General features: G+C 59.4%; 20 protein-coding genes. 6 read left to right on the top strand and 14 right to left on the bottom strand.

Annotation, left to right across the window (positions count from 1 at the left end; translation table 11 throughout):
* Window positions 1-43: 43 nt before the first annotated feature.
* From sigX to ppsA, 7 genes are all read right to left on the bottom strand, one after another.
* The gene (sigX, locus tag ACA051_RS10425; RefSeq protein WP_010456518.1) at window positions 44-634 is read right to left on the bottom strand and encodes an RNA polymerase sigma factor SigX; all 591 of its coding nucleotides are present in this window, start codon (window positions 632-634) and stop codon (window positions 44-46) included.
* Window positions 635-721: 87 nt separating this feature from the next.
* Window positions 722-1,546, bottom strand: coding sequence for a mechanosensitive ion channel family protein (locus ACA051_RS10420; RefSeq protein ID WP_008048604.1), 825 nt, complete (start codon window positions 1,544-1,546; stop codon window positions 722-724).
* A gap of 2 nt (window positions 1,547-1,548) precedes the next feature.
* Complete coding sequence (locus ACA051_RS10415; protein WP_497309496.1) at window positions 1,549-1,797, bottom strand: CrfX protein; 249 nt, start codon at window positions 1,795-1,797, stop codon at window positions 1,549-1,551.
* Between the two features lie 63 nt (window positions 1,798-1,860).
* On the bottom strand, window positions 1,861-2,856 hold the full coding sequence (cmaX, locus tag ACA051_RS10410) for a divalent cation transporter CmaX (RefSeq protein ID WP_497309494.1): 996 nt from the start codon (window positions 2,854-2,856) through the stop codon (window positions 1,861-1,863).
* 39 nt (window positions 2,857-2,895) lie between these two features.
* Window positions 2,896-3,387, bottom strand: coding sequence for a ribonuclease E activity regulator RraA (gene rraA, locus ACA051_RS10405; protein ID WP_497309492.1), 492 nt, complete (start codon window positions 3,385-3,387; stop codon window positions 2,896-2,898).
* A gap of 121 nt (window positions 3,388-3,508) precedes the next feature.
* Window positions 3,509-4,498 (bottom strand): alpha/beta fold hydrolase, encoded by a 990-nt coding sequence (locus ACA051_RS10400; protein ID WP_497309491.1) that lies wholly within the window; start codon window positions 4,496-4,498, stop codon window positions 3,509-3,511.
* A 100-nt stretch (window positions 4,499-4,598) separates the two neighbouring features.
* Window positions 4,599-6,974 (bottom strand): phosphoenolpyruvate synthase, encoded by a 2,376-nt coding sequence (gene ppsA / locus ACA051_RS10395; RefSeq protein WP_497309489.1) that lies wholly within the window; start codon window positions 6,972-6,974, stop codon window positions 4,599-4,601.
* A 174-nt stretch (window positions 6,975-7,148) separates the two neighbouring features.
* Between ppsA and ppsR the strand changes: the two genes are divergently transcribed.
* On the top strand, window positions 7,149-7,967 hold the full coding sequence (gene ppsR, locus ACA051_RS10390; RefSeq protein WP_497309488.1) for a posphoenolpyruvate synthetase regulatory kinase/phosphorylase PpsR: 819 nt from the start codon (window positions 7,149-7,151) through the stop codon (window positions 7,965-7,967).
* A gap of 121 nt (window positions 7,968-8,088) precedes the next feature.
* Here the strand turns inward: ppsR and ACA051_RS10385 are convergent, their stop codons facing one another.
* Window positions 8,089-9,498 carry an aminotransferase-like domain-containing protein gene (locus ACA051_RS10385; RefSeq protein ID WP_497374660.1) on the bottom strand — a complete coding sequence of 470 codons (1,410 nt, stop codon included), beginning with the start codon at window positions 9,496-9,498 and terminating at the stop codon, window positions 8,089-8,091.
* 136 nt (window positions 9,499-9,634) lie between these two features.
* Between ACA051_RS10385 and ACA051_RS10380 the strand changes: the two genes are divergently transcribed.
* Complete coding sequence (locus ACA051_RS10380) at window positions 9,635-10,522, top strand: DMT family transporter (RefSeq protein WP_497310562.1); 888 nt, start codon at window positions 9,635-9,637, stop codon at window positions 10,520-10,522.
* A 75-nt stretch (window positions 10,523-10,597) separates the two neighbouring features.
* Here ACA051_RS10380 and prpD read toward each other — a convergent pair whose 3' ends face one another.
* The 6 genes from prpD to ACA051_RS10350 form a co-directional block, all read right to left on the bottom strand.
* Entirely contained in the window at window positions 10,598-12,082 is a 1,485-nt protein-coding gene (gene prpD, locus ACA051_RS10375) for a 2-methylcitrate dehydratase (protein WP_497374658.1), read from the bottom strand.
* A 200-nt stretch (window positions 12,083-12,282) separates the two neighbouring features.
* Window positions 12,283-13,485, bottom strand: a complete 1,203-nt coding sequence (gene prpF / locus ACA051_RS10370) for a 2-methylaconitate cis-trans isomerase PrpF (RefSeq protein ID WP_497309482.1) — start codon at window positions 13,483-13,485, stop codon at window positions 12,283-12,285.
* A gap of 54 nt (window positions 13,486-13,539) precedes the next feature.
* Window positions 13,540-16,134 (bottom strand): Fe/S-dependent 2-methylisocitrate dehydratase AcnD, encoded by a 2,595-nt coding sequence (gene acnD, locus ACA051_RS10365; protein WP_497309480.1) that lies wholly within the window; start codon window positions 16,132-16,134, stop codon window positions 13,540-13,542.
* 205 nt (window positions 16,135-16,339) lie between these two features.
* Window positions 16,340-17,467: a bifunctional 2-methylcitrate synthase/citrate synthase gene (gene prpC, locus ACA051_RS10360; RefSeq protein ID WP_497309478.1), complete on the bottom strand. Its 1,128-nt coding sequence runs from the start codon at window positions 17,465-17,467 to the stop codon at window positions 16,340-16,342.
* A 138-nt stretch (window positions 17,468-17,605) separates the two neighbouring features.
* Window positions 17,606-18,496: a methylisocitrate lyase gene (prpB, locus tag ACA051_RS10355; protein WP_010456549.1), complete on the bottom strand. Its 891-nt coding sequence runs from the start codon at window positions 18,494-18,496 to the stop codon at window positions 17,606-17,608.
* On the bottom strand, window positions 18,493-19,212 hold the full coding sequence (locus tag ACA051_RS10350; protein ID WP_178082343.1) for a GntR family transcriptional regulator: 720 nt from the start codon (window positions 19,210-19,212) through the stop codon (window positions 18,493-18,495). The genes prpB and ACA051_RS10350 overlap by 4 nt, the downstream gene beginning before the upstream one ends.
* Before the next feature lie 302 nt (window positions 19,213-19,514).
* Between ACA051_RS10350 and rloA the strand changes: the two genes are divergently transcribed.
* From rloA to pabB, 4 genes are all read left to right on the top strand, one after another.
* Window positions 19,515-20,051, top strand: coding sequence for a retropepsin-like aspartic peptidase RloA (rloA, locus tag ACA051_RS10345; protein ID WP_497309476.1), 537 nt, complete (start codon window positions 19,515-19,517; stop codon window positions 20,049-20,051).
* Window positions 20,052-20,056: 5 nt separating this feature from the next.
* A complete protein-coding gene (gene rloB / locus ACA051_RS10340) occupies window positions 20,057-21,592 on the top strand; it encodes an osmotic stress tolerance membrane protein RloB (protein WP_497309474.1) in 1,536 nt (511 codons plus the stop codon).
* The gene (locus ACA051_RS10335; protein ID WP_497309472.1) at window positions 21,592-22,578 is read left to right on the top strand and encodes an alpha-L-glutamate ligase-like protein; all 987 of its coding nucleotides are present in this window, start codon (window positions 21,592-21,594) and stop codon (window positions 22,576-22,578) included. The genes rloB and ACA051_RS10335 overlap by 1 nt, the downstream gene beginning before the upstream one ends.
* Before the next feature lie 124 nt (window positions 22,579-22,702).
* Complete coding sequence (gene pabB / locus ACA051_RS10330) at window positions 22,703-24,058, top strand: aminodeoxychorismate synthase component I (RefSeq protein ID WP_497374656.1); 1,356 nt, start codon at window positions 22,703-22,705, stop codon at window positions 24,056-24,058.
* Window positions 24,059-24,064: the final 6 nt, after the last annotated feature.

The raw sequence follows: 24,064 nt of genomic DNA, 5'->3' as shown, positions 1-24,064 counted from the left end.
GTCTATCAGAACTTGCCTACACGTAAGAGATATTTGCGCCGAACTAAGTTTCAGCAATGCCTGCAAATTTCTCACGCAATTTATCTAGAGCACGTTTGTAACGCATTTTTGTCGCACTCAAACCCATGTGCATGATGTCTGCGATCTCTTGAAATTCCAGCTCTGCGACAAATCGCAGCACCAGAATTTCACGGTCAATCGGGTTCACATACACCAGCCAGCGATCGAGTCCACCCTTGTCCTCGGGTTTCGGCGTCTTCTCTTCAGACGCTTCCTCGAGGGGGTCCAGACTCAAAGCATCCATCAAGCGACGCTTTCGCCGTTCCTTCCGATACTGTGTGATGCATTCGTTGTACGTGATGCTGTAGAGCCACGTTTTGAACTTCGATTTCCCCTCGAAGTTCTTCAGGCCATACAACACCTTCAACATCACTTCCTGACAGACATCGTCTGCGTCGCGATCGTTCCCCAGATATCGTGCACAGACGTTAAATAATGTTCGTTGGTAACGCCGCATCAGTTCTTCATAGGCGCGTGTTACGTGAAACAGCTCGGTATGCGAGCGCGCGACCAACTCCTCATCAGAGAGCTCGCGGGGGTCGTAGCGCGTGGAGAGCGATTGAGCTTTATTCAAAACAAGTCGGGCCGACAGTCAGGTCAATGTCCGCCGCGGCCCTTACAGAGCCATTTGCGGCGGCATACATTAGCAGGGTTTGCCGGGTTAGCGGCTACTCACATGCTGCTCCAGGAGGATCCGATTGGAGAGAGAGACTAGCTCACCCTCATCGGTCAGCAATGTGGTTTTAACCGTGCCGATCTCTTCAATCTGACCTTCGACCTCGCCAACACGCACTTGTTGCCCAACCTGATACAACTCACGCACATAGATTCCCGCAAGAATCTGACCGGCAATTTCCCGGCTTCCCAAGCCCATGGCCAGCGCAACCGCCAGACCAACGGTAATCAATACGATCACAATCACGTGGTTGAGCAGGTCAGTCTTGACCTCCAACTGGCTGATCGCGACCGAAATACTGATGATAATTACCAAGCCTTGGGCAATTCGCCCCAGGCCCGAAGCGTAATCCAGCCCTACGCCCTCTGCTGCACCGCGCACCAGCCCATTGGCCAGTTGCGCCAGCAAAACACCCACCAGCAGCACCAGCGCGGCGCCAAATACTTTCGGCAAATACAGCGCAAGCATGTCAAGCGTAGCCGAAACTCGCTCAAGTCCAAGGGACTCTGCGGCAGAAACCAGAAAAATCAGCAGAACGAACCAATAGACGATCTTGCCGATCAAGGTCGAGATCGGCACTTGAAGGCCGGCCCGGGACAACAATTTTGTCAGACCGGTGCCGCCCATCAGGCGATCGAGTCCCAGCTTGGCGAGCAACTTGGACAGCAAAGTGTCCAAAAGTTTCGCCACGACGAAACCCAATAGCAAAACGACCAGTGCGCCGAACAGGTTCGGGATGAAATTTGCCACCTTGGTCCATAACGCAGTCATTGCAGTGACGAGGCTCTGTGTCCAGAGATCAAGTTCCATATTCAATCAGCCTTATCAGCGGTGCGAACGGTAGATTTACGGTGACGGGATACCGGCGAGACATGGGCCGAGCCGTTATTGAGGGCAATCATCAGCGCGGGCAACCAGCGGCCCAGCAGGCTGAACAGATCGCCGGCGCCGACCTGGCGGTTGGCGGTTTTCAGGACACGCCCAAGGCACGCATCGTCGTCACGGGTGGACGGTGAGGCGTTCAGCATGTCGCGCAAAGACTGTTCAAACGGATCGTGCATACGCACCTCTCGTGATGTCTGTGAAAGACGCGGTCAAATTTGCTCGGGTCACATGACTCATCGTCACACCCAGCGCAAACGTCGGAATAACCACCACTGCCCCAGTGCCACAGAGACCATCACCAGGCAGGCGATCGGGAAACCATAAGGGCTGGCGGAGAATGGAATTCCACCGACGTTGATGCCCAGAAGACCGGCCAGAAAACTCATTGGCAAAAAGATTCCGGTGATGATCCCGAAGCGGTACATCGTGCGGTTCATGCGCACGCTCAAACGTCGATCTTCGGCCTCAAGGACCAGCCCCACCCGCTCCCGGGTCAATTCCAGTTCCTCGAGGTAACGGGTCAGGCTGTTGTTCAATTCGTTCCAGTAATCGCCATCGTCTTCGACAAACCAAGGCAGCTTTATACGCGTCAGTTGGCCAAAAATATCCCGCTGAGGTGCAAGAAAACGTTTCAATGCCGCAGCCCTGCGACGGATCTGCAAAATGGCGCCGTGCTCGGGTGTATACCGTTCGTCGGCATCCAGCTTTTCTTCTTCCTCATCGACCACTTCCGAGAGGCAACTGACCAGATCCTGCACCTTATGGGTGAGGTACTGAGCCATATAAAGGATAAGTTCAGAGGCGGTTTTCGGCCCTTTGCCTTCGGCCAGCGTCACCAGCAATTCATCGGTGGCGCGCAACGGACGCAGACGAAGGGAAATCACACGCTGGGCGGAGGCAAAGATGCGCACCGAGACCATGTCTTCCGGCTCGGCGCCCGGGTTCAGGTTGACCCCACGCAGAAACAGCAGGAGTTCATAGTCCGGTAGAGGCAGAAGGCGCGGCCGGGTGTTTTCTTCGAGCAGCAGGTCACAGCTGAATGCACTCAGACCGCTGGATTTGCGCAGCCAGGTCTGGGTTTGCGGGTGACTGCGATCCCAGTGCAGCCACAGGCTTTCATGGGCCTGCAGCTGCAAGTCATCGAGTTCAGTCCGGGCTATCGAACGCGCACCGCCTTTACCATCCAGCACCAGAGCATGCACCAGCCCCCACTGCGCGTTTTCTTCCTCGAACATCCTCACTCCATGTTTGCCACAAAAGTTCGCATCGACGCTTTATTCAGGCATCTTCAACGGGCTTGGCGAGATGATCACGCCGTTGTTGTCCGCATAAATGTAATGGCCTGGATGGAACGTCACTCCGGCGAAAGTCACCGGAACGTTAAGGTCGCCGAGCCCACGCCTGTCGGATTTCCTCGGGTGGCTGGCGAGGGCCTGAACGCCCAGATCGGTCTGCGCGAGGATATCGACGTCGCGGATGCAACCGTAGATCACCAGCCCCGCCCAACCGTTTTTTGCGGCTTTCTCGGCCAGCATGTCACCCAGCAACGCATGTCGCAGGGAACCGCCCCCGTCGACCACCAGCACCTTACCGTCACCCTTGAGTTCGACTTGCTCTTTGACTCGCGAGTTATCTTCGAAACACTTGATGGTCACGATTTCGCCACCGAAGGAATCACGGCCGCCGAAATTGCTGAACATCGGTTCCAGAACCTGGATCAGTTCCGGGTAGGCGTCGCACAAGTCAGGCGTTACGTAATGGTTCATCGAGAAACTCCTGTAAAGAGGAAGACAATCGAGGATGTCGCAAAGTGACCGAAAAAGCTCAATGCGTCATATCTTAGCCGCATGCCGACCGGAGCGAAATGCCCTTGTTAGAGCATCGGGCTCAGACGGTCGTGGCCAAATCCGGCTTCTCACCCAGTAGCGGCGTTTGTTGATCGGCCAGCCAGCGAGCCACCAACGGCCAGACTTCGACCTGCGCGGCTTTGCTCACCAGCATCTCAACGTGACCGAAATTATCGCCAAAGCCCTGTTCCCGGCCAAGGTTGATGAATTGCTTGTGTTCGCAACCCACTTGATCGAACAGCTTGCGGCACGCCCACGCCGGATCCTGGTGGTCGCCGGCGGCACTCACGGCCAGCACCGGTAATTGAACCTCGGCCAATCCCGCCCACCAGTCCTTGTCCGCATCGCCGAAGCGCCCGAACAGGCCATACCAGCGCATGCTTTCCAGGGCCAGGCCAATCGGCTCGTCCTCCGGGCCGCGCTTGAGCCGGGAACCAGACAGTTGGGCAAAACGCTTGAGAATGAAGCGACCGCTCCACTCCACCGGTGGAATTTTCAACGGCCAGTAGGTGCGACTGACTTGCGTACCGAAGAACGCCGCAGACGCGACGACAGGCTCGCCGATGTATTGCCCACCCAGCGCCGCCGCCAGCGTGATACCGCCCAGCGAGTGACCTATCCAGTGCGGGACTTGCCCGCTCTGCTCGCGCACAAAGGCGCCAATCGCCGGCAGATCGTAACGGGCGTAGTCGGCAACACGGTTCTTGCGGTAGTTCTGATTACGCTGGGACAGGCCGTGACCACGCATTTCGGGAATCCAGACATCGAACCCCAGACGCGTCAGGTAGGCACCCAGCCCAAGCCCTTTGGGCGAGAACCAGAACCGGCGATTGGAAAAACTGCCGTGCAACAAAATTACCGGCACACCGCGCACAGACGATTCATCGGCCATGCCCAGGCGTGTCACCGCCAGTTCAACGGTGCCGTCAGGGCTGTTGCCAGGTTTCAAACGATAGACATCTTCGCTCAGATCGCCGCGACGCTCGGCGCTGATCAGGGCGACAGGAAATAGGTTGCTGCTGCTTTGCATAATGCTCTTGCACAAAAAAGGGCGGCTTCCAGAGGAGCCCGCCCTGCTTGAATCTCTAAAAAGACCGCCCCGTGTGGGAGCGGCCCTTTCTCTCACACCATCAAACTGCTGCTTGACCTTCAGCCAGGAAGAACCAGGTTTCCAGTACGGAATCGGGGTTCAACGAAACACTTTCGATGCCCTGCTCCATCAGCCACTTGGCCAGATCAGGGTGGTCCGAAGGTCCCTGACCGCAAATGCCGATGTACTTGCCAGCCTTGTTGCAGGCCTGAATCGCGTTCGCCAGCAGCTTCTTGACCGCAGGATTTCGCTCGTCGAACAGGTGAGCAATGATCCCGGAGTCACGGTCCAGGCCCAGCGTCAGCTGAGTCAGGTCGTTGGAGCCGATGGAGAAGCCGTCGAAGAACTCGAGGAATTCTTCAGCCAGGATCGCGTTTGATGGCAATTCACACATCATGATGATGCGCAGACCGTTCTCGCCGCGAGCCAGCCCGTTTTCGGCCAGCAGATCGATCACCTGGCTCGCTTCGCCCAAAGTACGGACGAACGGCACCATGATTTCAACGTTGGTCAGGCCCATCTCGTTACGCACGCGCTTGAGCGCGCGGCATTCGAGTTCGAAGCAGTCACGGAACGCTTCGCTGATGTAACGCGAGGCACCACGGAAGCCCAGCATCGGGTTTTCTTCTTCCGGCTCGTAGAGCTTGCCGCCGATCAGGTTCGCGTATTCGTTGGACTTGAAGTCCGACAGACGCACGATGACCTTTTTCGGGGTAAACGCAGCGGCCAGGGTGCTGATGCCTTCGACCAGTTTATCGACATAGAAGCCGACCGGATCGTCGTAACCGGCAATGCGCTTGTCGACGCTGTCCTTGATGTCCTGCGGCAGACCGTCGTAGTTCAACAGCGCTTTGGGGTGGACACCGATCATGCGGTTGATGATGAATTCCAGACGGGCCAGGCCCACACCGGCGTTCGGCAGTTGCGCGAAGTCGAATGCACGATCCGGGTTGCCGACGTTCATCATGATCTTGAACGGCAGATCAGGCATGGCGTCCACGGAGTTTTTCTTTATGTCGAAGCCCAGTTCGCCTTCGAAGATGTAACCGGTGTCGCCTTCCGCGCAGGAAACGGTCACGCCCTGGCCGTCTTTCAACAGCTGGGTGGCGTTGCCGCAACCGACCACGGCCGGGATACCCAGTTCGCGAGCGATGATCGCCGCATGGCAGGTACGACCGCCGCGGTTGGTGACGATGGCGCTGGCGCGCTTCATGACCGGTTCCCAGTCCGGGTCGGTCATGTCGGAGACCAGTACGTCGCCTGGCTGGACTTTGTCCATCTCGGACACGTCCTTGATGATGCGGACCTTGCCGGCGCCGATGCGCTGGCCGATGGCGCGACCTTCAACCAGTACGGTGCCGGTTTCTTTCAACAGGTAGCGTTCCATGACGTTGGCCGAGGTACGGCTCTTCACGGTTTCAGGACGGGCCTGAACGATGTAGAGCTTGCCGTCGTCGCCGTCTTTGGCCCATTCGATGTCCATCGGGCACTTGTAGTGCTTCTCGATGATCATCGCTTGCTTGGCCAGTTCGCTGACTTCGGCGTCGGTCAGGCAGAAACGGGCGCGATCAGCCTTGTCGACGTCGATGGTCTTGACCGACTTGCCGGCCGTGGCCACTTCGCCGTAGATCATCTTAATGGCCTTGCTGCCCAGGTTGCGACGCAGTATGGCCGGACGACCGGCGGCCAGCGTGCCTTTGTGGACGTAGAACTCATCCGGGTTCACCGCGCCTTGTACGACGGTTTCACCCAGGCCGTAGGCGCCGGTGATGAACACCACGTCACGGAAGCCCGACTCGGTGTCGAGGGTGAACATCACGCCGGCGGTGCCGGTTTCGGAGCGGACCATGCGCTGCACGCCAGCTGACAGGGCGACCAGTTTGTGGTCGAAGCCCTGGTGGACGCGGTAGGAAATCGCGCGGTCGTTGAACAGGGAGGCGAACACCTCTTTGGCGGCGCGAATGACGTTTTCGACACCACGGATGTTCAGGAAGGTTTCCTGCTGACCGGCAAAGGAAGCGTCCGGCAGGTCTTCGGCGGTAGCGGAAGAGCGCACGGCCACGGCCATGTCAGGGTTGCCGGCCGACAGCGTGGCGAACGCGGTACGGATCTCGGCGTTGAGCTTCTCGGGGAATTCGGCTTCCATGATCCATTTGCGGATCTGGGCACCGGTCTTGGCCAGGGCGTTGACATCATCGACGTCGAGGGCGTCGAGCGCGGCGTGGATCTGATCGTTCAGGCCGCTCAGTTCCAGAAAATCACGATAAGCCTGAGCTGTCGTGGCGAAGCCACCGGGTACCGATACACCGGCACCTGCGAGGTTACTGATCATCTCGCCCAGGGATGCGTTCTTGCCCCCTACGTGCTCTACATCATGGACGCCGAGCTTATCGAGGGAAACTACGTACTCTACCAAGGTGATCTCTCCACTAACTGTGTTGGAAAAGCTCAGAAGCCGGCTGCTCGGGGGAGCGTTTGCCAGCTGTATGGCCTGGACCTGGAAAATAAGTGAGAATGCGGGCCACTGGCGGCCGGCAAATCGCGCCTATCATATCCAAGATTCGTTATTAGCTTAAGGCCCAAGGTGCAAATGAAACGATCTGCTTTCTTCATCTCCGATGGCACCGGCATCACAGCCGAAACCCTGGGTCAAAGCCTCCTGGCGCAGTTCGAGAACATTACCTTCAGCAAATTCACGCGTCCGTACATCGACAACGTGGATAAAGCGCGGGCCATGGTACAACAAATCAACAAAGCCGCCGAAACCGACGGCTTCCGGCCGATTATCTTCGACACCATCGTCAATCAGGACATCCGTGAGATCCTCGCAACGTCCAATGGTTTCATGATCGACATTTTCTCGACCTTCCTGGCGCCGCTTGAACAGGAACTGACCGAGCATTCTTCCTACACCGTCGGCAAGTCTCACTCGATTGGCAGCAACACCAATTACATGGAGAGGATTGAGGCGGTGAACTTCGCCCTCGACAACGACGACGGCGCCCGCACGCATTACTACGACAAAGCCGACCTGATTTTGGTCGGCGTGTCCCGTTGCGGCAAGACCCCGACCTGCCTGTACATGGCCATGCAATTCGGCATCCGCGCGGCCAACTACCCGCTGACCGAAGACGACATGGAACGCCTGCAACTGCCCACTGCCCTGCGCGCCCACCAGCACAAGTTGTTCGGCCTGACCATCGACCCGGACCGCCTCACCGCCATCCGCAACGAGCGCAAGCCCAACAGCCGCTATTCGAGCTACGCCCAGTGCGAGTTTGAAGTACGCGAGGTGGAGAACCTGTTTCGTCGCGAGAACATCCCGAACATCAATTCCACGCATTTCTCCGTTGAAGAGATTTCGGCGAAGATCCTCGTCGAAAAAGGTGTTGAGCGGCGGTTCAAGTAGATTTGTAGCGCCCGCGAGGACGCCTTCGCGGGCAAGCCTCGCTCCTACAGGTTTTATGTCGATCCCGCATGCAGTGAACGAATCGAACCCCGTAGGAGCGAGGCTTGCCCGCGATGAACGATTACACGGTCTCGGTCAATGCCCTTGCCAACGCTTCAAACCCTTGCAGCAGCAACCGATCATCCCCCGCCGAATTGCACACACTCGCCCGAATGCATTGCGGCACCGCCCCATGCCCGACCGCAAACGCCTCCGCGGTGGCCACCAGATAATTGTTCTGCTTGAGCTCCGCCGCAATCAGCGACGCCCGCCACGGCTCGGGCACTTCGATCCAGAAGTGTGGGCTATTGGGATGAGTCTTGTATCCGACCTCTTCTAACACCGCGCTGACCAAACGCTTGCGACGGCTGATTTCAGCAATCTGCTGCCCCAGCAACTGTTCGGCGATACCGTTTTCGATCCACGCCGTCGCCAGCTCCATCGACAGTGGACTCGCCATCCAGCACGTCCCGCGCACCGCTGCGCTCAAGCGTCCGATCAACGGTTGCGGCGCATGCAGATAACCCGCCCGTAAACCCGCCGAAACCGCTTTGCTCAAGCTGCCGATCAACACCGAACGCTCCGGGGCAAAGTGACTCAAGGGCAACGGCCGTTGCTGCGCCAGCACGGCGTGGGCTTCGTCCTCGATGATCAGCAGATTGTGCTGGCGACAGACTTCGGCAATCGCCTCGCGTCGTGGGACGGACATCACCGCCGCCGTAGGATTCTGGATGGTCGGCGTGCAGTACACCGCAGATACCCGATGATGCAGGCAAACGTCCGACAACGCGTCGGGCAGCAATCCTTCGTCATCCATCCCGACGCCGATCAGCTTTATGCCGAGCATGCGGGCGACGCTGATCAGCCCCGGGTAGGTCAACTGCTCGGTCACCAGTGTGTCACCGGGTTTGAGCAGCGCCATCAACACGCAGAGCAAGCCGTGCTGGCCGCCATTGACGCAAATGACCTGCTCGGCGCTCGGCACGAACGCCTGATGCCGCAGCCAATGGGCACCTGCCGCACGATGGCGCGGTAATCCGCCATCCGCCGTGTAACCGCTGATCATCTGCAAGGTGTGCGGGTCGTTGGCCAAAATCTGCAGGCTTTGACTCAGAAAAGCACCTTCCTGCCCCGGAATCGGCTGATTCCGACTCATATCGAAGAATGGCTGTGGCTCGTCGCTGACATTGCGAAAGCCGGAATCGCGCGGCCGTTCCATCCCGCGCTGACGCACATAGGTGCCATCTCCTACACGAGCCACGACCAACCCTACCCGCTCCAGTTCGCCATACGCACGGCTGATGGTGCCGATGGTCACGCCCAGGCTGTCCGCCAACAAACGATGGGGCGGCAGTTTGCTACCGGGCTCGATCAAGCCTTCGCCGATGCTTTTTTCGAGGGCCTCGGCCAGGCGCTTGTACTTCACGCCGCGCCCCTGAGTCAGGCCTTCGCGCAGGATTGACACCGTGGCAATACTTACTTTGACAGTCATTTCCATCCCGAATAGCGTACTGAAAACAGGTTCAATCAGAAATAGACCTATTTGGTAACCGGGTCAATTTCGACGACGAAGGAGCACGATCATGTCCATGGCCCTCAGCGCCTCTTCAAGTATCCGCAATCCCTGGCTGGCCGGACTGGTCACCAGCGCACTGTTCCTGATTGTTTGCCTGAGTTGGGGGACCACGTGGCTGGGCATCAAGATTGCCGTCGAAAGTGTGCCGCCACTGACCGCCGCCGGGCTGCGTTTTCTGATCGCTTTTCCGCTGTTTTTGAGCTTCGCCCTGCTGCGTCGCGAGCCGCTGCTGTTTCCACGGCAAAGTCGCTGGTTTTTCGTGTTCGTCACGCTGTCGTATTTCAGCCTGCCGTATTACTTGCTCAACTACGGCGAGATGCACGTGTCGTCCGGCCTGACCGCGCTGCTGTTCAGCTGCATGCCGGTGTTCATTCTGATGTTTTGCGCCGTGTTTCTGCGGGAGAAAATCTACCCCTCGCAAGTGATTGGCATCGCGATCGGTTTCGGCAGTCTGTTCATGATTATCCGCAGCCAGGGGCTGCACCTGGACCACGCCGAATTCTATGGGGTGCTGGCGATTCTGGCGGCAGCGGTCATGCATGCGCTGTGTTACGTGATCACCAAGAAGCAAGGCAGTGCGATCAGCGTGATTACTTACAACACGCTGCCCATCGGCCTGGCCGGTTTGATGCTGTTTGTGGCGGGGCTGCGCTTCGAAGCGCCAGTGTTCGATGACATCACCGCACGGTCTTGGGGCGCCCTGCTGTATCTGGGGTTGGTGGCCTCAGTGGGTGGGTTTATCGTTTACTTTTTGCTGCTCAAACGTTTGAGTCCGATCATTTTGTCGTTCGTGTTTATTATTTTTCCGGTGTTCGCGGTGGTGATTGGCGCGTGGTACGAGGGGCAAAGTCTTTCACGGGAGTTGATGGGGTATTCGGCAGTGCTGCTGACCGGTTTTGCCATCACCAAATTACCCGTCGAAAAATGGCTCAAGGGCTGACGCCGGTCGCCCCTGCAGGAGACAGCGGTGCGGCAAGTCGGATCGCCGCACCGCTGTCTCCTACAGGGATTCGTGTCAGATCACGAACAGGTCGACGAAGCGATTCACCGGTGTCGCTTCAAGCTTCGCCTGATCCTTGCACAACGCAAAAATCTCGGCACTGCGCTGGGCGGTGAAGCGCGTCGCCAGGTTGGCCTTGAACTTGTCCTCCAGCAACGGAATGCCATCGGTGCGGCGACGGCGATGGCCGATCGGATACTCCACTACCACCTTCTCGGTGCTCGAGCCGTCCTTGAAAAACACCTCGATCGCGTTGGCGATGGAACGCTTGTCAGCCTCCAGATACTCGCGGGTGTACTGTGGGTCTTCGGCGATGACCATTTTCTCGCGCAACACATCGATGATCGGGTGCGCCATGTGGAAGATGTCTTCGTACTGCTCGGCTATCAGATTGCCAAATGCCAGCGGCACCGCCGTCATGTACTGAATGCAGTGGTCGCGGTCCGCCGCATTGGCCAGCGGGCCAACCTTGGAAATGATGCGGATCGCCGACTCGTGGGTGGTGATGACGATTTTATCGATCTCATGCAGACGATTTCTAACCTGTGGATGCAGAGTCACCGCCGCTTCACAGGCGGTTTGTGCGTGGAATTCAGCGGGAAAACTGATTTTGAACAGCACGTTTTCCATCACGTAGGTGCCGTATGGGCGGGAGAAGCTGAAGGCGCGTTTGTCTTCGGACTTGAGCGCCAGATCGTTATTGGTGTGGCTGAACAACACATCGTAGAAGCCCCACTGTTTGGCCGTCAGCACGCCGGGAATGCCCATCTCGCCGCGCATCGCCATGTCCGCCAGGCGCACGCCGCGACTGGACGCATCGCCTGCAGCCCAGGATTTGCGCGACCCGGCATTCGGCGCATGCCGATACGTGCGCAGCGCCTGGCCGTCGGCAAAGGCGTGGGACAACGCTGACAGCAGCTGCTCGCGATTGGCGCCCATGAGTTTGGCGGTGACGGCAGTCGAGGCGACTTTCACCAGAATGACGTGATCGAGCCCGACACGATTGAAGGAGTTTTCCAGTGCGATCACGCCTTGAATCTCATGGGCCATGATCATCGCTTCAAGCACGGCGCGCACGGTCAACGGCGCATCGCCATTGGCCAGGCGTTTCTGTGACAGATGGTCGGCCACCGCAAGAATGCCGCCAAGGTTATCGGACGGATGCCCCCATTCAGCAGCAAGCCAGGTGTCGTTGTAGTCGAGCCAGCGCACGATGCAACCGATGTCCCATGCCGCTTTGAAGGGATCGAGACGGAAACTGGTGCCGGGGACGCGCGCGCCGAACGGGACGACGGTGCCTTCCACGATAGGGCCCAGGTGTTTGGTGCATTCGGGGAAGCGCAGGGCCAGGAGGCCGCAGCCGAGGGTGTCGATCAGGCAGTTGCGGGCAGTGTCCAACGCTTCCTTGGACTCGATTTTGAAGTTGAGGACGTAATCGGCGATGTCCTGCAGGACGGTGTCGTAGTCGGGGCGGTTGTTCAGGTCGACGTTGGCGCTCATGTTCGATTCACTCTTGAAGTGGTTCGTTGATGGGACCTCGGTTCAGATAAATCTCAGTCGATGACAATTTCTTATTATTGAAATGCAATCCAGTGTGAGAGCGGGCTTGCTCGCGAAGGCGGTCTGACATCCAACATTGATGTCGACTGACCCACCGCTTTCGCGAGCAAGCCCGCTCCCACATGGGCTCGGTGTCGGGATCAGAACGAATCGCCGGGAACACGGACATAACCTTCCATCAACACCCGCGCACTGCGGCTCATGATGGCTTTGTTCACGGTCCATTCACCGTTCACCTGGCTCGCCTCAGCGCCCACCCGCAGGGTGCCGGACGGATGCCCAAAGCACACGGCATTGCGTTCGATACCACCCGCGGCGAGGTTCACCAACGTCCCGGAAATCGCCGCTGCTGTACCGATAGCCACGGCGGCCGTGCCCATCATCGCGTGATGCAATTTGCCCATCGACAACGCGCGCACCAGCAAGTCGACATCACCCGCCGCAATCGCTTTGCCACTCGAAGCAACGTAGTCCGCAGGCTTGGCCACAAAGGCAACCTTCGGCGTGTGCTGACGCTTGGCCGCTTCGTCCAGATCCTTGATCAGACCCATGCGCAACGCGCCGTAAGCCCGGATGGTCTCGAACATCAGCAAGGCTTTTGGGTCGCCATTGATCGCGCCCTGCAACTCGGTGCCTGTGTAGCCGATGTCTTGGGCATTAACGAAAATCGTCGGGATACCCGCATTGATCATCGTTGCCTTGAAGGTCCCGACACCGGGCACTTCGAGGTCATCCACCAGGTTGCCGGTGGGGAACATCGAACCGCCGCCACCCTCTTCTTCTGCGGCCGGGTCCATGAACTCGACCTGCACTTCAGCGGCCGGGAAGGTCACGCCGTCGAGTTCGAAATCGCCGGTTTCCTGCACTTCACCGTTGGTGATCGGCACGTGGGCGATGATGGTCTTGCCGATGTTGGCCTGCCACACGCGAACCACGGCAACGCCGTTGTGCGGGATGCGGCTGGCGTCCACCAGACCGTTGCTGATGGCGAACGATCCGACCGCTGCCGACAGGTTGCCGCAGTTACCGCTCCAGTCGACGAAAGGCTTGTCGATCGAGACCTGACCAAACAGGTAATCGACATCGTGATCAGCCTTGATGCTTTTCGACAGGATCACGGTTTTGCTGGTGCTGGATGTCGCGCCGCCCATGCCGTCGATTTGCTTGTCATATGGGTCGGGGCTGCCGATCACCCGCAGTAACAAGGCGTCGCGAGCAGGACCTGGAACCTGTGCCGTTTCGGGCAGGTCTTTCAGGCTGAAAAACACGCCTTTGCTGGTGCCGCCGCGCATGTAGGTGGCGGCGATTTTAATTTGAGGGGCGATTTGAGGTGCGTGAGCCATGATGTTCCTTTTAGGATCGAGCGGGACCGCATGGCCCCGCCCGAACTCATCGTGTTAAACGGCAACCGCCGATTCTTCGAGGAAGTCCTGAGCGAAGCGTTGCAGCACGCCGCCCGCCTCGTAGATCGACACTTCTTCGGCGGTGTCGAGACGACAGGTCACCGGCACTTCGACGCGCTCGCCGTTCTTGCGGTTGATCACCAGCGTCAGCTCGGCACGCGGGGTGCGCTCACCGATCACGTCGTAGGTTTCACTGCCATCGATGGCCAAGGTGTGACGGTCGGTGCCCGGTTTGAATTCCAGCGGCAACACGCCCATGCCCACCAGGTTGGTGCGGTGGATGCGCTCGAAACCTTCAGCGGCAATCGCCTCGACACCCGCCAGACGCACGCCTTTGGCCGCCCAGTCGCGGGACGACCCCTGACCGTAGTCGGCGCCGGCGATGATGATCAGCGGCTGCTTGCGTTCCATGTAGGTTTCGATGGCTTCCCACATGCGCATTACTTGGCCTTCCGGCTCGACGCGCGCCAGCGAACCCTGCTTGACCTTGCCGTTTTCCTGAACCATTTCATTGAACAGTTTCGGGTTGGCAAAGGTGGCGCGCTGCGCGGTCAGGTGGTCGCCGCGGTGCGTGGCGTAGGAGTTGAAGTCCTCTTCCGGAAGGCCCATTTTCGCCAGGTATTCACCCGCCGCGCTGTCCAGCATGATGGCATTCGACGGCGACAGGTGATCGGTGGTGATGTTGTCCGGCAGCACCGCCAGCGGGCGCATGCCCTTGAGCGGACGCGCCCCGGCCAGCGCGCCTTCCCAGTACGGCGGACGGCGGATGTAGGTGCTCATCTCGCGCCAGTCGTACAGCGGCGTCACTTTCGGGCCGGTGTCTTCGTGGATGGCGAACATCGGAATGTAGACCTGACGGAACTGCTCCGGCTTGACCGACGCCTTCACCACTGCGTCGATTTCTTCGTCGCTTGGCCAGATGTCTTTCAGGCGGATTTCCTTGCCATCAACCACGCCCAGCACATCTTTTTCGATGTCGAAGCGGATGGTCCCGGCGATGGCGTAAGCCACTACCAACGGCGGCGACGCGAGGAATGCATTCTTGGCGTAAGGGTGGATCCGGCCGTCGAAGTTACGGTTGCCGGACAACACGGCAGTGGCGTACAGGTCGCGGTCGATGATCTCTTGCTGGATAACCGGGTCCAGCGCGCCGGACATGCCGTTGCACGTAGTGCAGGCGAAGGCGACGATACCGAAACCGAGTTGCTCCAGTTCGGTGGTCAGGCCCGCTTCGTCCAGGTACAGCGCCACGGTTTTCGAACCCGGCGCCAGGGACGATTTGACCCACGGCTTGCGGGTCAGCCCAAGCTTGTTGGCATTGCGCGCCAGCAGGCCGGCGGCGATCACGTTGCGCGGGTTGCTGGTGTTGGTGCAACTGGTGATGGCGGCGATGATCACCGCGCCATCCGGCATCTGGCCCGGCACATCGTCCCATTGACCGGAGATGCCTTGGGCGGCGAGATCGGAAGTTGCGACGCGAGCGTGGGGATTGCTCGGGCCGGCCATGTTGCGCACCACCGAAGACAGGTTGAAGGTCAACCCACGTTCGTATTGCGCATTCTTCAAGCTGTCCGCCCACAGGCCGGTTTGCTTGGCGTAGTTCTCGACCAACTGCACTTGCTCGTCTTCACGGCCGGTGAGCTTGAGGTAGTCGATGGTCTGCTGATCGATGTAGAACATCGCTGCAGTGGCGCCGTATTCCGGGGCCATGTTGGAGATGGTTGCGCGGTCGCCGAGGGTCAGTGCGGCGGCGCCTTCACCGAAGAACTCCAGCCATGCGCCGACGACTTTTTGCTGACGCAGGAACTCGGTCAGCGCCAGCACCATGTCGGTGGCGGTGATGCCCGGTTGCAGCTTGCCGGTCAGTTCAACGCCGACGCTTTCCGGCAGGCGCATCCACGACGCGCGGCCAAGCATCACGCTCTCGGCTTCCAGGCCACCGACACCGATGGCGATCACGCCCAGCGCATCGACGTGCGGGGTGTGGCTGTCGGTGCCGACGCAGGTGTCGGGGAACGCCACGCCGTCGCGCACCTGGATCACCGGAGACATTTTCTCCAGGTTGATCTGGTGCATGATCCCGTTGCCCGGCGGGATCACATCAACGTTCTTGAAGGCCTTTTTGGTCCAGTTGATGAAGTGGAAACGGTCTTCGTTGCGACGGTCTTCGATGGCGCGGTTCTTCTCGAACGCCTCCGGGTCGAAGCCACCGCGCTCGACGGCCAGGGAGTGGTCGACGATCAATTGCGTCGGCACCACCGGGTTCACTTGCGCCGGGTCACCCCCTTGCAGGGCGATGGCGTCACGCAGGCCAGCGAGGTCGACCAGCGCGGTCTGGCCAAGAATGTCGTGGCACACCACGCGAGCCGGGAACCACGGGAAATCGAGGTCGCGTTTGCGCTCGATGAATTGCTTCAGGGATTCGGTAAGCGTGGCCGGGTCGCAGCGACGCACCAGGTTTTCCGCCAGCACGCGGGAGGTGTACGGCAGGGTGTCGTAGGCGCCAGGCTGGATGGCCTCGACAGCCGCGCGGACGTCGAAGTAATCCAGATGGCTGCCGGGCAGCGGTTTACGGAATTCAGTGTTCATCGTCAGGACTCGGTCACGGTGATAACAAAGGGTGGGGCCTGGCACCGATGCTGAAATGAACTCGGTCAAATGTGGGAGCGGGCTTGCTCGCGAATGCGGTGTATCAGTCGACATAGATGTTGAATGTCAGTCCGTCTTCGCGAGCAAGCCCGCTCCCACATTGGGTTTCGGTTCAATCAGTAACCGGTGCGGTAACCCCCACCATTCAGCGTTGTTCGATTGGCACGAACTTGCGCTGTTCGACGCCTACATATTCGGCGCTCGGGCGGATGATTCGGTTGTTGGCGCGTTGTTCGAACACGTGCGCCGCCCAGCCGGTCAGGCGCGAGCAGACGAAGATCGGGGTGAACAACTTGGTCGGGATGCCCATGAAGTGGTACGTCGACGCATGGTAGAAGTCGGCGTTCGGGAACAGTTTCTTCTGTTCCCACATGGTTGCGTCGATGGCTTCGGAAACCGGGAACAACACAGTGTCGCCCACTTCGTCGGCGAGTTTTTTCGACCAGCCCTTGATCACCTCATTGCGCGGATCGTTGTCTTTATAGATTGCGTGGCCGAAGCCCATGATCTTGTCCTTGCGCGCCAGCATGCCGAGGGTGCCCTCGACCGCCTCTTGAGGCGACGAGAAGCGCTCGATCATTTCCATCGCCGCTTCGTTGGCGCCGCCATGCAACGGACCGCGCAGCGAACCGATGGCCGCGGTGACGCAGGAATACATGTCCGACAGCGTCGAGGCGCAAACCCGTGCGGTGAAGGTCGAGGCGTTGAACTCGTGTTCCGCGTAGAGAATCAGCGAAACGTTCATCACCTTGACGTGCAACTCGCTCGGCTTCTTACCGTGCAGCAGGTGCAGGAAGTGGCCGCCGATGGACTGTTCGTCGCTCACACACTCGATGCGTTTGCCTTCGTGGCTGAAGCGATACCAGTAGGTCATGATCGCCGGGAACGCGGCCAGCAGACGATCGGTGATGTCGTGTTGTTCGGAGAAGTCTTTCTCCGGTTCGAGGTTGCCCAGGAACGAGCAACCGGTGCGCATCACGTCCATCGGGTGGGCGTCGGCGGGAATGCGTTCCAGCACTTCTTTGAGCGCTTGCGGCAAGTCGCGCAGCTTGCTCAGTTTGCTCACGTAAGCGGCGAGCTGTGCCTTGGTCGGCAGTTCGCCGTAAAGCAGCAGGTAAGCCACTTCTTCGAATTGCGCGTCAGCCGCCAGTTCGCGAACGTCGTAGCCGCGATAGGTCAGGCCTGCGCCCGACTGGCCCACGGTGGACAGAGCGGTTTGCCCGGCAACCTGGCCACGGAGCCCGGCGCCACTGAGTACTTTTGCTTCGGCCATTGCTGTCTCCAGTTTTTCTTGAATTTGTCAGGGAAACTTGTAGGAGCGAAGCTTGCTCGCGAAAGCGGTGTGTCAGACGACATTAAATTGAATGTCAGTCCGTCTTCGCGAGCAAGCTTCGCTCCTACAGGGCTTTCATTATTTCTTGGCGGCAAACAACGCATCGAGCTTCTGCTCGAAGGTGTGGTAGTCGATGCGATCGTAAAGCTCCATGCGGGTTTGCATGGTGTCGATGACGTTCTGTTGCGTGCCGTCGCGGCGAATGGCGGTGTAGACGTTTTCCGCCGCCTTGTTCATGGCGCGGAAGGCCGACAGCGGGTACAGCACCAGCGACACGTCCGCAGCGGCCAGTTGCTCGGTGGTGTACAGCGGCGTCGCGCCGAATTCGGTGATGTTGGCCAGGATCGGCGCTTTCACGCGGTTGGCGAACAGCTTGTACATGTCCAGTTCGGTGATGGCTTCCGGGAAAATCATGTCGGCGCCGGCCTCGATGCACGCCGCGGCGCGATCCAGCGCAGATTCCAGGCCTTCCACCGCCAGGGCGTCGGTGCGGGCCATGATCACGAAGCTGTCATCGGTGCGCGCATCGACGGCAGCCTTGATGCGGTCGACCATTTCCTGCAGGGACACGATCTCTTTATTAGGACGGTGACCGCAGCGCTTGGCGCCGACCTGGTCTTCGATGTGAATCGCCGCCGCGCCGAACTTGATCATCGACTTGACGGTGCGCGCGACGTTGAACGCCGAGGAACCGAAACCGGTGTCCACGTCCACCAGCAACGGCAGGTCGCACACATCGGTAATGCGACGAACGTCAGTCAGCACGTCATCCAGGCCAGTGATGCCCAGGTCCGGCACGCCGAGGGAGCCGGCCGCCACCCCGCCACCCGACAGATAAATAGCCTTGAAACCGGCGCGCTTGGCCAGCAGCGCGTGGTTGGCGTTGATCGCGCCGACCACTTGCAGCGGATGTTCGCTGGCGACCGCATCGCGGAAACGCTGGCCTGGAGTGCTCTTGTTGGAACTCATGACTCACCTCGTTCAGTGGCTGTCTGGTTAGCGCCGTCCTGGTAATGACGGGCGATGTTGCGTTTGGAGGCGCCGATGTGACGGCGCATCAACAACTCGGCGAGTTCACCGTCACGGTCGGCGATGGCGTCGAGAATTCGGTGGTGTTCGGCAAAGGCCTGGTGCGGGCGATTGGGTGTGGTGGAAAACTGGATGCGGTACATGCGCACCAGCTGATAGAGCTCGCCGCAGAGCATTTGCGTCAGGGTGCGGTTGCCGCTGCCCTGGATGATCCGGTAGTGGAAGTCGAAGTCACCTTCCTGCTGGTAATAGCCAACGCCGGCCTGAAACGCCTCATCGCGCTCGTGGGTTTCGAGGACCCGGCGCAGTTCGTCGATTTCTTCGACGGTCATGCGCTCGGCCGCCAGACGGCAGGCCATACCTTCGAGGGATTCGCGAATCTCGTAGAGTTCCAGCAACTCGGCATGACTCAGTGAAACCACTCGCGCCCCGACGTGCGGTACGCGGACCAGCAGACGCTGGCCTTCCAGGCGGTGGATCGCCTCGCGCAGCGGTCCGCGGCTTATGCCATAGGTGCGCGCCAGCTCCGGCTCGGAGATCTTGCTGCCCGGGGCGATCTCGCCTTTGACGATGGCCGCCTGAATGCGGCGGAAGACGTTTTCGGAAAGCGTCTCCGAATCGTCTTGCGTAATCACCGGGGGATCGAGTTGATCCAGCATATTGTCGACACCTTGAAAGCCAATGCCGCAAAAACTAGCGAAAACAGGCGTAACAGTCAAAGGATAAATAGGTATTGTCGACAATCGTCTAATAACCATCTGCACCACAACGTAGCAGCCCCTCTGTTTATAGCCCCCCGCCAGCGCTGGCGCCATAAACCCACCGTGCTAGAATGCCGCCCGCATTTGTTTGTGACATCTGCACTGCTTGTCATAAATAGTTGATAGGCATACGAGGGAGCTTGCGCAGCGATGCCAGGGCCTTGAATCGAAGTACGGACCGCTGCGCACCAGGATTTATGAGACTCAAGCCCTTCCCCACATTCCTTTATCTTCTTTGCCTGCCCGGTTTCGCCGCGGCGGGGGAAAAGACCGTGTACGGCCTCAACGAGTACGCCTCCCTGGACGGCATCAACCTGGAAGTCGCCGCCAAACTCGACACCGGGGCGAAAACCGCTTCCTTGAGTGCCCGCGACATCAAACGCTTCAAACGCAATGGCGAGTCCTGGGTGCGCTTCTTTCTGGCCATCGACACCGCGCATTCACACCCCATCGAACGGCCACTGGCCCGCGTCAGCAAGATCAAGCGTCGTGCCGGCGACTACGACCCGGATGAAGGCAAGAAGTACACCGCCCGTCCGGTGATCGAGCTGGATATCTGCATGGGTTCGGCTTTACGCAGCATCGAAGTGAACCTAACTGACCGTAGTGCCTTCCAATATCCGCTCTTGATCGGCTCCGAAGCGCTGAAACGCTTCGACGCGCTGGTCGACCCCAGTCTTAAATACGCTGCTGGCAAACCCGCCTGCGCCACCGACGCACATACCGCAGAGTAATTCCAATGCGCGCTCTTACCCTCCATCTGAAACTGCTGATCGCCATCCTGGTGGTGCTGGGCATTTCAGTTACGGCCTATCAGATTTTCGTGCTCGGCATTCCCGTGACCGAGGACGCCACCGACGACTTGTGGAACATCGACGCCAAGGTCGAGTTCGTCGCCAGTGCCAAAGACCCGGTCAAGATCCAGATGTTCGTGCCGCCACTGAGCCGCGATTACGTCAGCCTCAACGAGAGCTTCATTTCCAATAACTACGGCGTGGCCGTGAACCGCGTCGACGGCAACCGCAAGGTCACCTGGTCGGCGCGCCGGGCCAAGGGCAATCAGACTCTTTATTACCGTCTGGTGCTGACCAAGCGCTACACCGGCGAAAAATCCAAGGTCAAAGGCCCGACCTTCCGCGACAGCATCGCCGTCGAAGGCGCAGAAAAAATCGCCGCCGAAGCCCTGCTCGCGCCGATCCGCCAACATTCGGCCGACGTCGAAACCTTCATCGGCGAAGCCATCAAGCGTGTCAACAATCTCAACGATGACAACGTGAAGCTGTTGCTGGGCGGCGATCCGTCCCCCGGGCACAAGGCGAAAATCGTCGAGCTGGTACTGTCCATCGCCCACGTGCCGGTGGAAAAGGTCCACACCATCCGCCTGGTGGCTGACCAGCCGCAACTGCCGGAACTCTGGCTGCGCAGCTTCAATGGCACCGACTGGCTGTACTTCAACCCGGAAACCGGTGAGCAGGGCCTACCGACTGATCGCCTGCTGTGGTGGACCGGCGACGAAAACCTGATCACCGTCGATGGCGGCAAGAAAGCCAACGTGACGTTCAGCCTGAACAACAGCGAAATGAACGCGATTCGCCTGGCCAAGCTGACCGACGAAAACACCGACGCCAACTTCCTCGAATACTCGCTGTATGGTTTGCCGCTGCAAACCCAGCAGACGTTCATGATCATGGTGATGATCCCGATCGGCGTGCTGGTGATCCTGATCCTGCGGAACCTGATCGGCTTGCAGACCCTCGGCACCTTTACCCCGGTGCTGATCGCCCTCGCCTTCCGCGAAACCCAGCTCGGCTTCGGGATCGTGCTGTTCACGGTCATCACGGCGCTGGGACTTTCGCTGCGTTCCTACCTTGAACACTTGAAGTTGCAGATGCTGCCGAGGCTGTCGGTGGTGCTGACCTTTGTGGTGGTGCTGATCGCGGCGATCAGCCTGTTCAGCCATAAACTCGGGCTGGAACGCGGATTGTCGGTGGCACTGTTCCCGATGGTGATTTTGACCATGACCATCGAACGCCTGTCGATTACCTGGGAAGAACGCGGCTCCGGTCATGCAATGAAAGTGGCGATCGGTACGCTGTTCGCTGCCTCCCTGGCGCACCTGATCATGAGCGTGCCGGAGTTGGTGTACTTCGTGTTCACCTTCCCGGCCATCCTGCTGATCCTGGTGGGCTTCATGCTGGCGATGGGTCGTTATCGCGGTTACCGCCTGACCGAACTGGTGCGTTTCAAGGCTTTCCTGAAGAAGGCTGACACCTGATGTTCGGTTTCTGGAAGACCTGGAAGGCCCTGGAAGCCCGGGGCATCATGGGGATCAATCGGCGTAACGCAGACTACGTGCTCAAGTACAACAAGCGCAGTCTGTACCCGATTGTCGATGACAAGATCATCACCAAAGAGCGTGCGATCGCCGCCGGCATTCATGTGCCGGAGCTGTACGGCGTGATCTCCACCGAGAAAGAAATCGATAACCTCGACAAGATCATCGGTGGGCGCAACGACTTCGTGATCAAACCGGCCCAGGGCGCGGGCGGCGACGGCATCATTGTGGTTGCCGACCGATTCGAGGGCCGCTATCGCACGGTGTCCGGCAAGATCATCGGCCATGAGGAACTCGAGCACCATATCTCGAGCATCCTCACCGGCCTGTACTCCCTGGGTGGTCACCGTGACCGCGCACTGATCGAATACCGCGTGATCCCGGACCAGATCTTCAAAAGCATCAGCTACGAAGGCGTCCCGGACATTCGCATCATCGTGCTGATGGGCTACCCGGTGATGGCAATGTTGCGCCTGCCGACGCGCCAGTCCGGCGGCAAGGCCAACCTGCACCAGGGCGCCATCGGCGTCGGCGTCGACCTCGCGACCGGGGAGACATTGCGCGGCACCTGGCTGAACAACATCATCACCAAACACCCGGACACCACCAACGCGGTGGATGGCGTGCAACTGCCCTACTGGGACGGTTTCATGAAACTCGCTGCCGGCTGTTATGAGCTGTGCGGGCTGGGCTACATCGGTGTCGACATGGTGCTCGACCAGGAAAAGGGCCCGCTGATTCTTGAGCTCAATGCCCGGCCCGGGTTGAACATCCAGATTGCCAATGATTGCGGCCTGACGCTGCGCACGCATGCGGTCGAAGCGCGGCTGGAAGAGCTGAAAGCGCGCGGGATCACCGAGACGGTGCGCGAGCGGGTGGAGTTTGTTCAGGAGACGTTTGGGCATATTCCTGCGGTTGAGGGTTGATCCCCTCGCCACAGGCCTCTCGCCAGCCGCTCTCAATCTACCAATCCCCGACATCCCCTCTAGGAGCAAATCCTGCAGAGGACTACAATCGCCACCCCGCCTCGATGGCTGATCTGCCCCGCCCATGTTGACCTGTTTCGTACACCCGCTGCCCTATCGCGCCAACCCCGCCGAGTACTTCGCGGCGATTCGTCATGCCCCCGGTGCCGTGCTGCTCGACAGTGGCCGGCCGAGTGCCGAACGTGGTCGGTATGACCTGCTCAGCGCCTGGCCACTGGAGCAATTAGCGGTATTGCCTGACGAAAGTGGCAGGGATTTCCTGCAACGCCTTCGCGACAATCTGACACGACTCGGTAAAGCAGCCGTTCCCTATGAACTGCCGTTTGCCGGCGGCCTGATCGGTTACCTGAGTTACGACTTCGGACGGCATCTTGAGCATCTGCCGAGCCAGGCGCAGGACGACTTGCACCTGCCAGATGCGCGTTTCGGGCTGTACGACTGGGCACTGATCAGCGACCACCACCAGGCCACCAGTCAATTGGTGTTCCACCCGACACTGATCGACAGCGAGCGCCAGCGCCTGATCGCCTTGTTCAGTCAGCCTGCGGCTGAGCCGATCGAGCCGTTCAAGCCGTTCAAGCCGTTCAAGCTGAAAGCCTCCATGAAAGCCGACCTGAGCGCTGACGAGTATCGCCAAGCGCTTGAGCGCATTCAGCACTACATCCAGGCCGGCGACTGTTACCAGGTCAACTTCGCCCAGCGCTTTCGTGCGCAATGTGTGGGTGATCCGTGGGCTGCGTACATCGCGTTGCGAGCCGCATGCCCAACACCGTTTTCCGGTTTCCAGAGCCTGCCCGACGGCGGCGCTGTGTTGAGCCTGTCACCTGAGCGCTTCGTCAAAGTCAGTGAACGTCACGTGGAAACCCGCCCGATCAAAGGCACCCGGCCGCGAGGCATGACGTCGGCCGAAGACGCGGCGAACGCCGCCGAACTGCTGGCCAGCCCCAAGGACCGTGCGGAAAACCTGATGATCGTCGACCTGCTGCGCAACGACCTCGGCCGCACCTGCCGCATCGGCTCGGTGCGGGTGCCGGAGTTGTTCAGTCTGGAAAGCTATCCGAATGTGCATCACCTTGTGAGCAGCGTGACCGGCGAACTGGCGGATGACCGGGATACGCTGGACCTGATCGCCGGCAGTTTCCCGGGCGGATCGATTACCGGTGCACCGAAGATTCGTGCCATGCAGATCATCGACGAACTCGAGCCGACCCGACGTGGGTTGTATTGCGGTTCGTTGCTGTACCTGGACGTGCGCGGCGAGATGGACAGCTCCATCGCAATTCGCAGCCTGCTGGTCAAGGATGGGCAGGTGTGCTGCTGGGGCGGTGGCGGGATCGTCGCGGACTCGGAGTGGCAGGCCGAATATCAGGAATCGATTACCAAGGTGAAGGTCCTGCTGGAAACCCTGCAGAACCTCTAGCTTTTG

It is taken from the genome of Pseudomonas sp. LBUM1669, assembly GCF_059695705.1.
Note: the sequence above shows the minus strand (reverse complement) of the source record. Positions and strands in the feature narration are given on the sequence as shown.

Bases quoted from the DNA above. Each gene is read 5' to 3' on its own strand.
- ACA051_RS10415 (WP_497309496.1), bottom strand. From the start codon at position 1,797: ATGCACGATCCGTTTGAACAGTCTTTGCGCGACATGCTGAACGCCTCA.
- prpB (WP_010456549.1), bottom strand. From the start codon at position 18,496: ATGAGTTCCAACAAGAGCACTCCAGGCCAGCGTTTCCGCGATGCGGTC.
- prpF (WP_497309482.1), bottom strand. From the start codon at position 13,485: ATGGCTCACGCACCTCAAATCGCCCCTCAAATTAAAATCGCCGCCACC.
- prpD (WP_497374658.1), bottom strand. From the start codon at position 12,082: ATGAGCGCCAACGTCGACCTGAACAACCGCCCCGACTACGACACCGTC.
- acnD (WP_497309480.1), bottom strand. From the start codon at position 16,134: ATGAACACTGAATTCCGTAAACCGCTGCCCGGCAGCCATCTGGATTAC.
- ACA051_RS10400 (WP_497309491.1), bottom strand. From the start codon at position 4,498: ATGCAAAGCAGCAGCAACCTATTTCCTGTCGCCCTGATCAGCGCCGAG.
- rloB (WP_497309474.1), top strand. From the start codon at position 20,057: ATGCGCGCTCTTACCCTCCATCTGAAACTGCTGATCGCCATCCTGGTG.
- prpC (WP_497309478.1), bottom strand. From the start codon at position 17,467: ATGGCCGAAGCAAAAGTACTCAGTGGCGCCGGGCTCCGTGGCCAGGTT.
- ACA051_RS10335 (WP_497309472.1), top strand. From the start codon at position 21,592: ATGTTCGGTTTCTGGAAGACCTGGAAGGCCCTGGAAGCCCGGGGCATC.
- cmaX (WP_497309494.1), bottom strand. From the start codon at position 2,856: ATGTTCGAGGAAGAAAACGCGCAGTGGGGGCTGGTGCATGCTCTGGTG.
- ACA051_RS10420 (WP_008048604.1), bottom strand. From the start codon at position 1,546: ATGGAACTTGATCTCTGGACACAGAGCCTCGTCACTGCAATGACTGCG.
- rraA (WP_497309492.1), bottom strand. From the start codon at position 3,387: ATGAACCATTACGTAACGCCTGACTTGTGCGACGCCTACCCGGAACTG.
- ppsR (WP_497309488.1), top strand. From the start codon at position 7,149: ATGAAACGATCTGCTTTCTTCATCTCCGATGGCACCGGCATCACAGCC.
- pabB (WP_497374656.1), top strand. From the start codon at position 22,703: ATGTTGACCTGTTTCGTACACCCGCTGCCCTATCGCGCCAACCCCGCC.
- rloA (WP_497309476.1), top strand. From the start codon at position 19,515: ATGAGACTCAAGCCCTTCCCCACATTCCTTTATCTTCTTTGCCTGCCC.
- ACA051_RS10385 (WP_497374660.1), bottom strand. From the start codon at position 9,498: ATGACTGTCAAAGTAAGTATTGCCACGGTGTCAATCCTGCGCGAAGGC.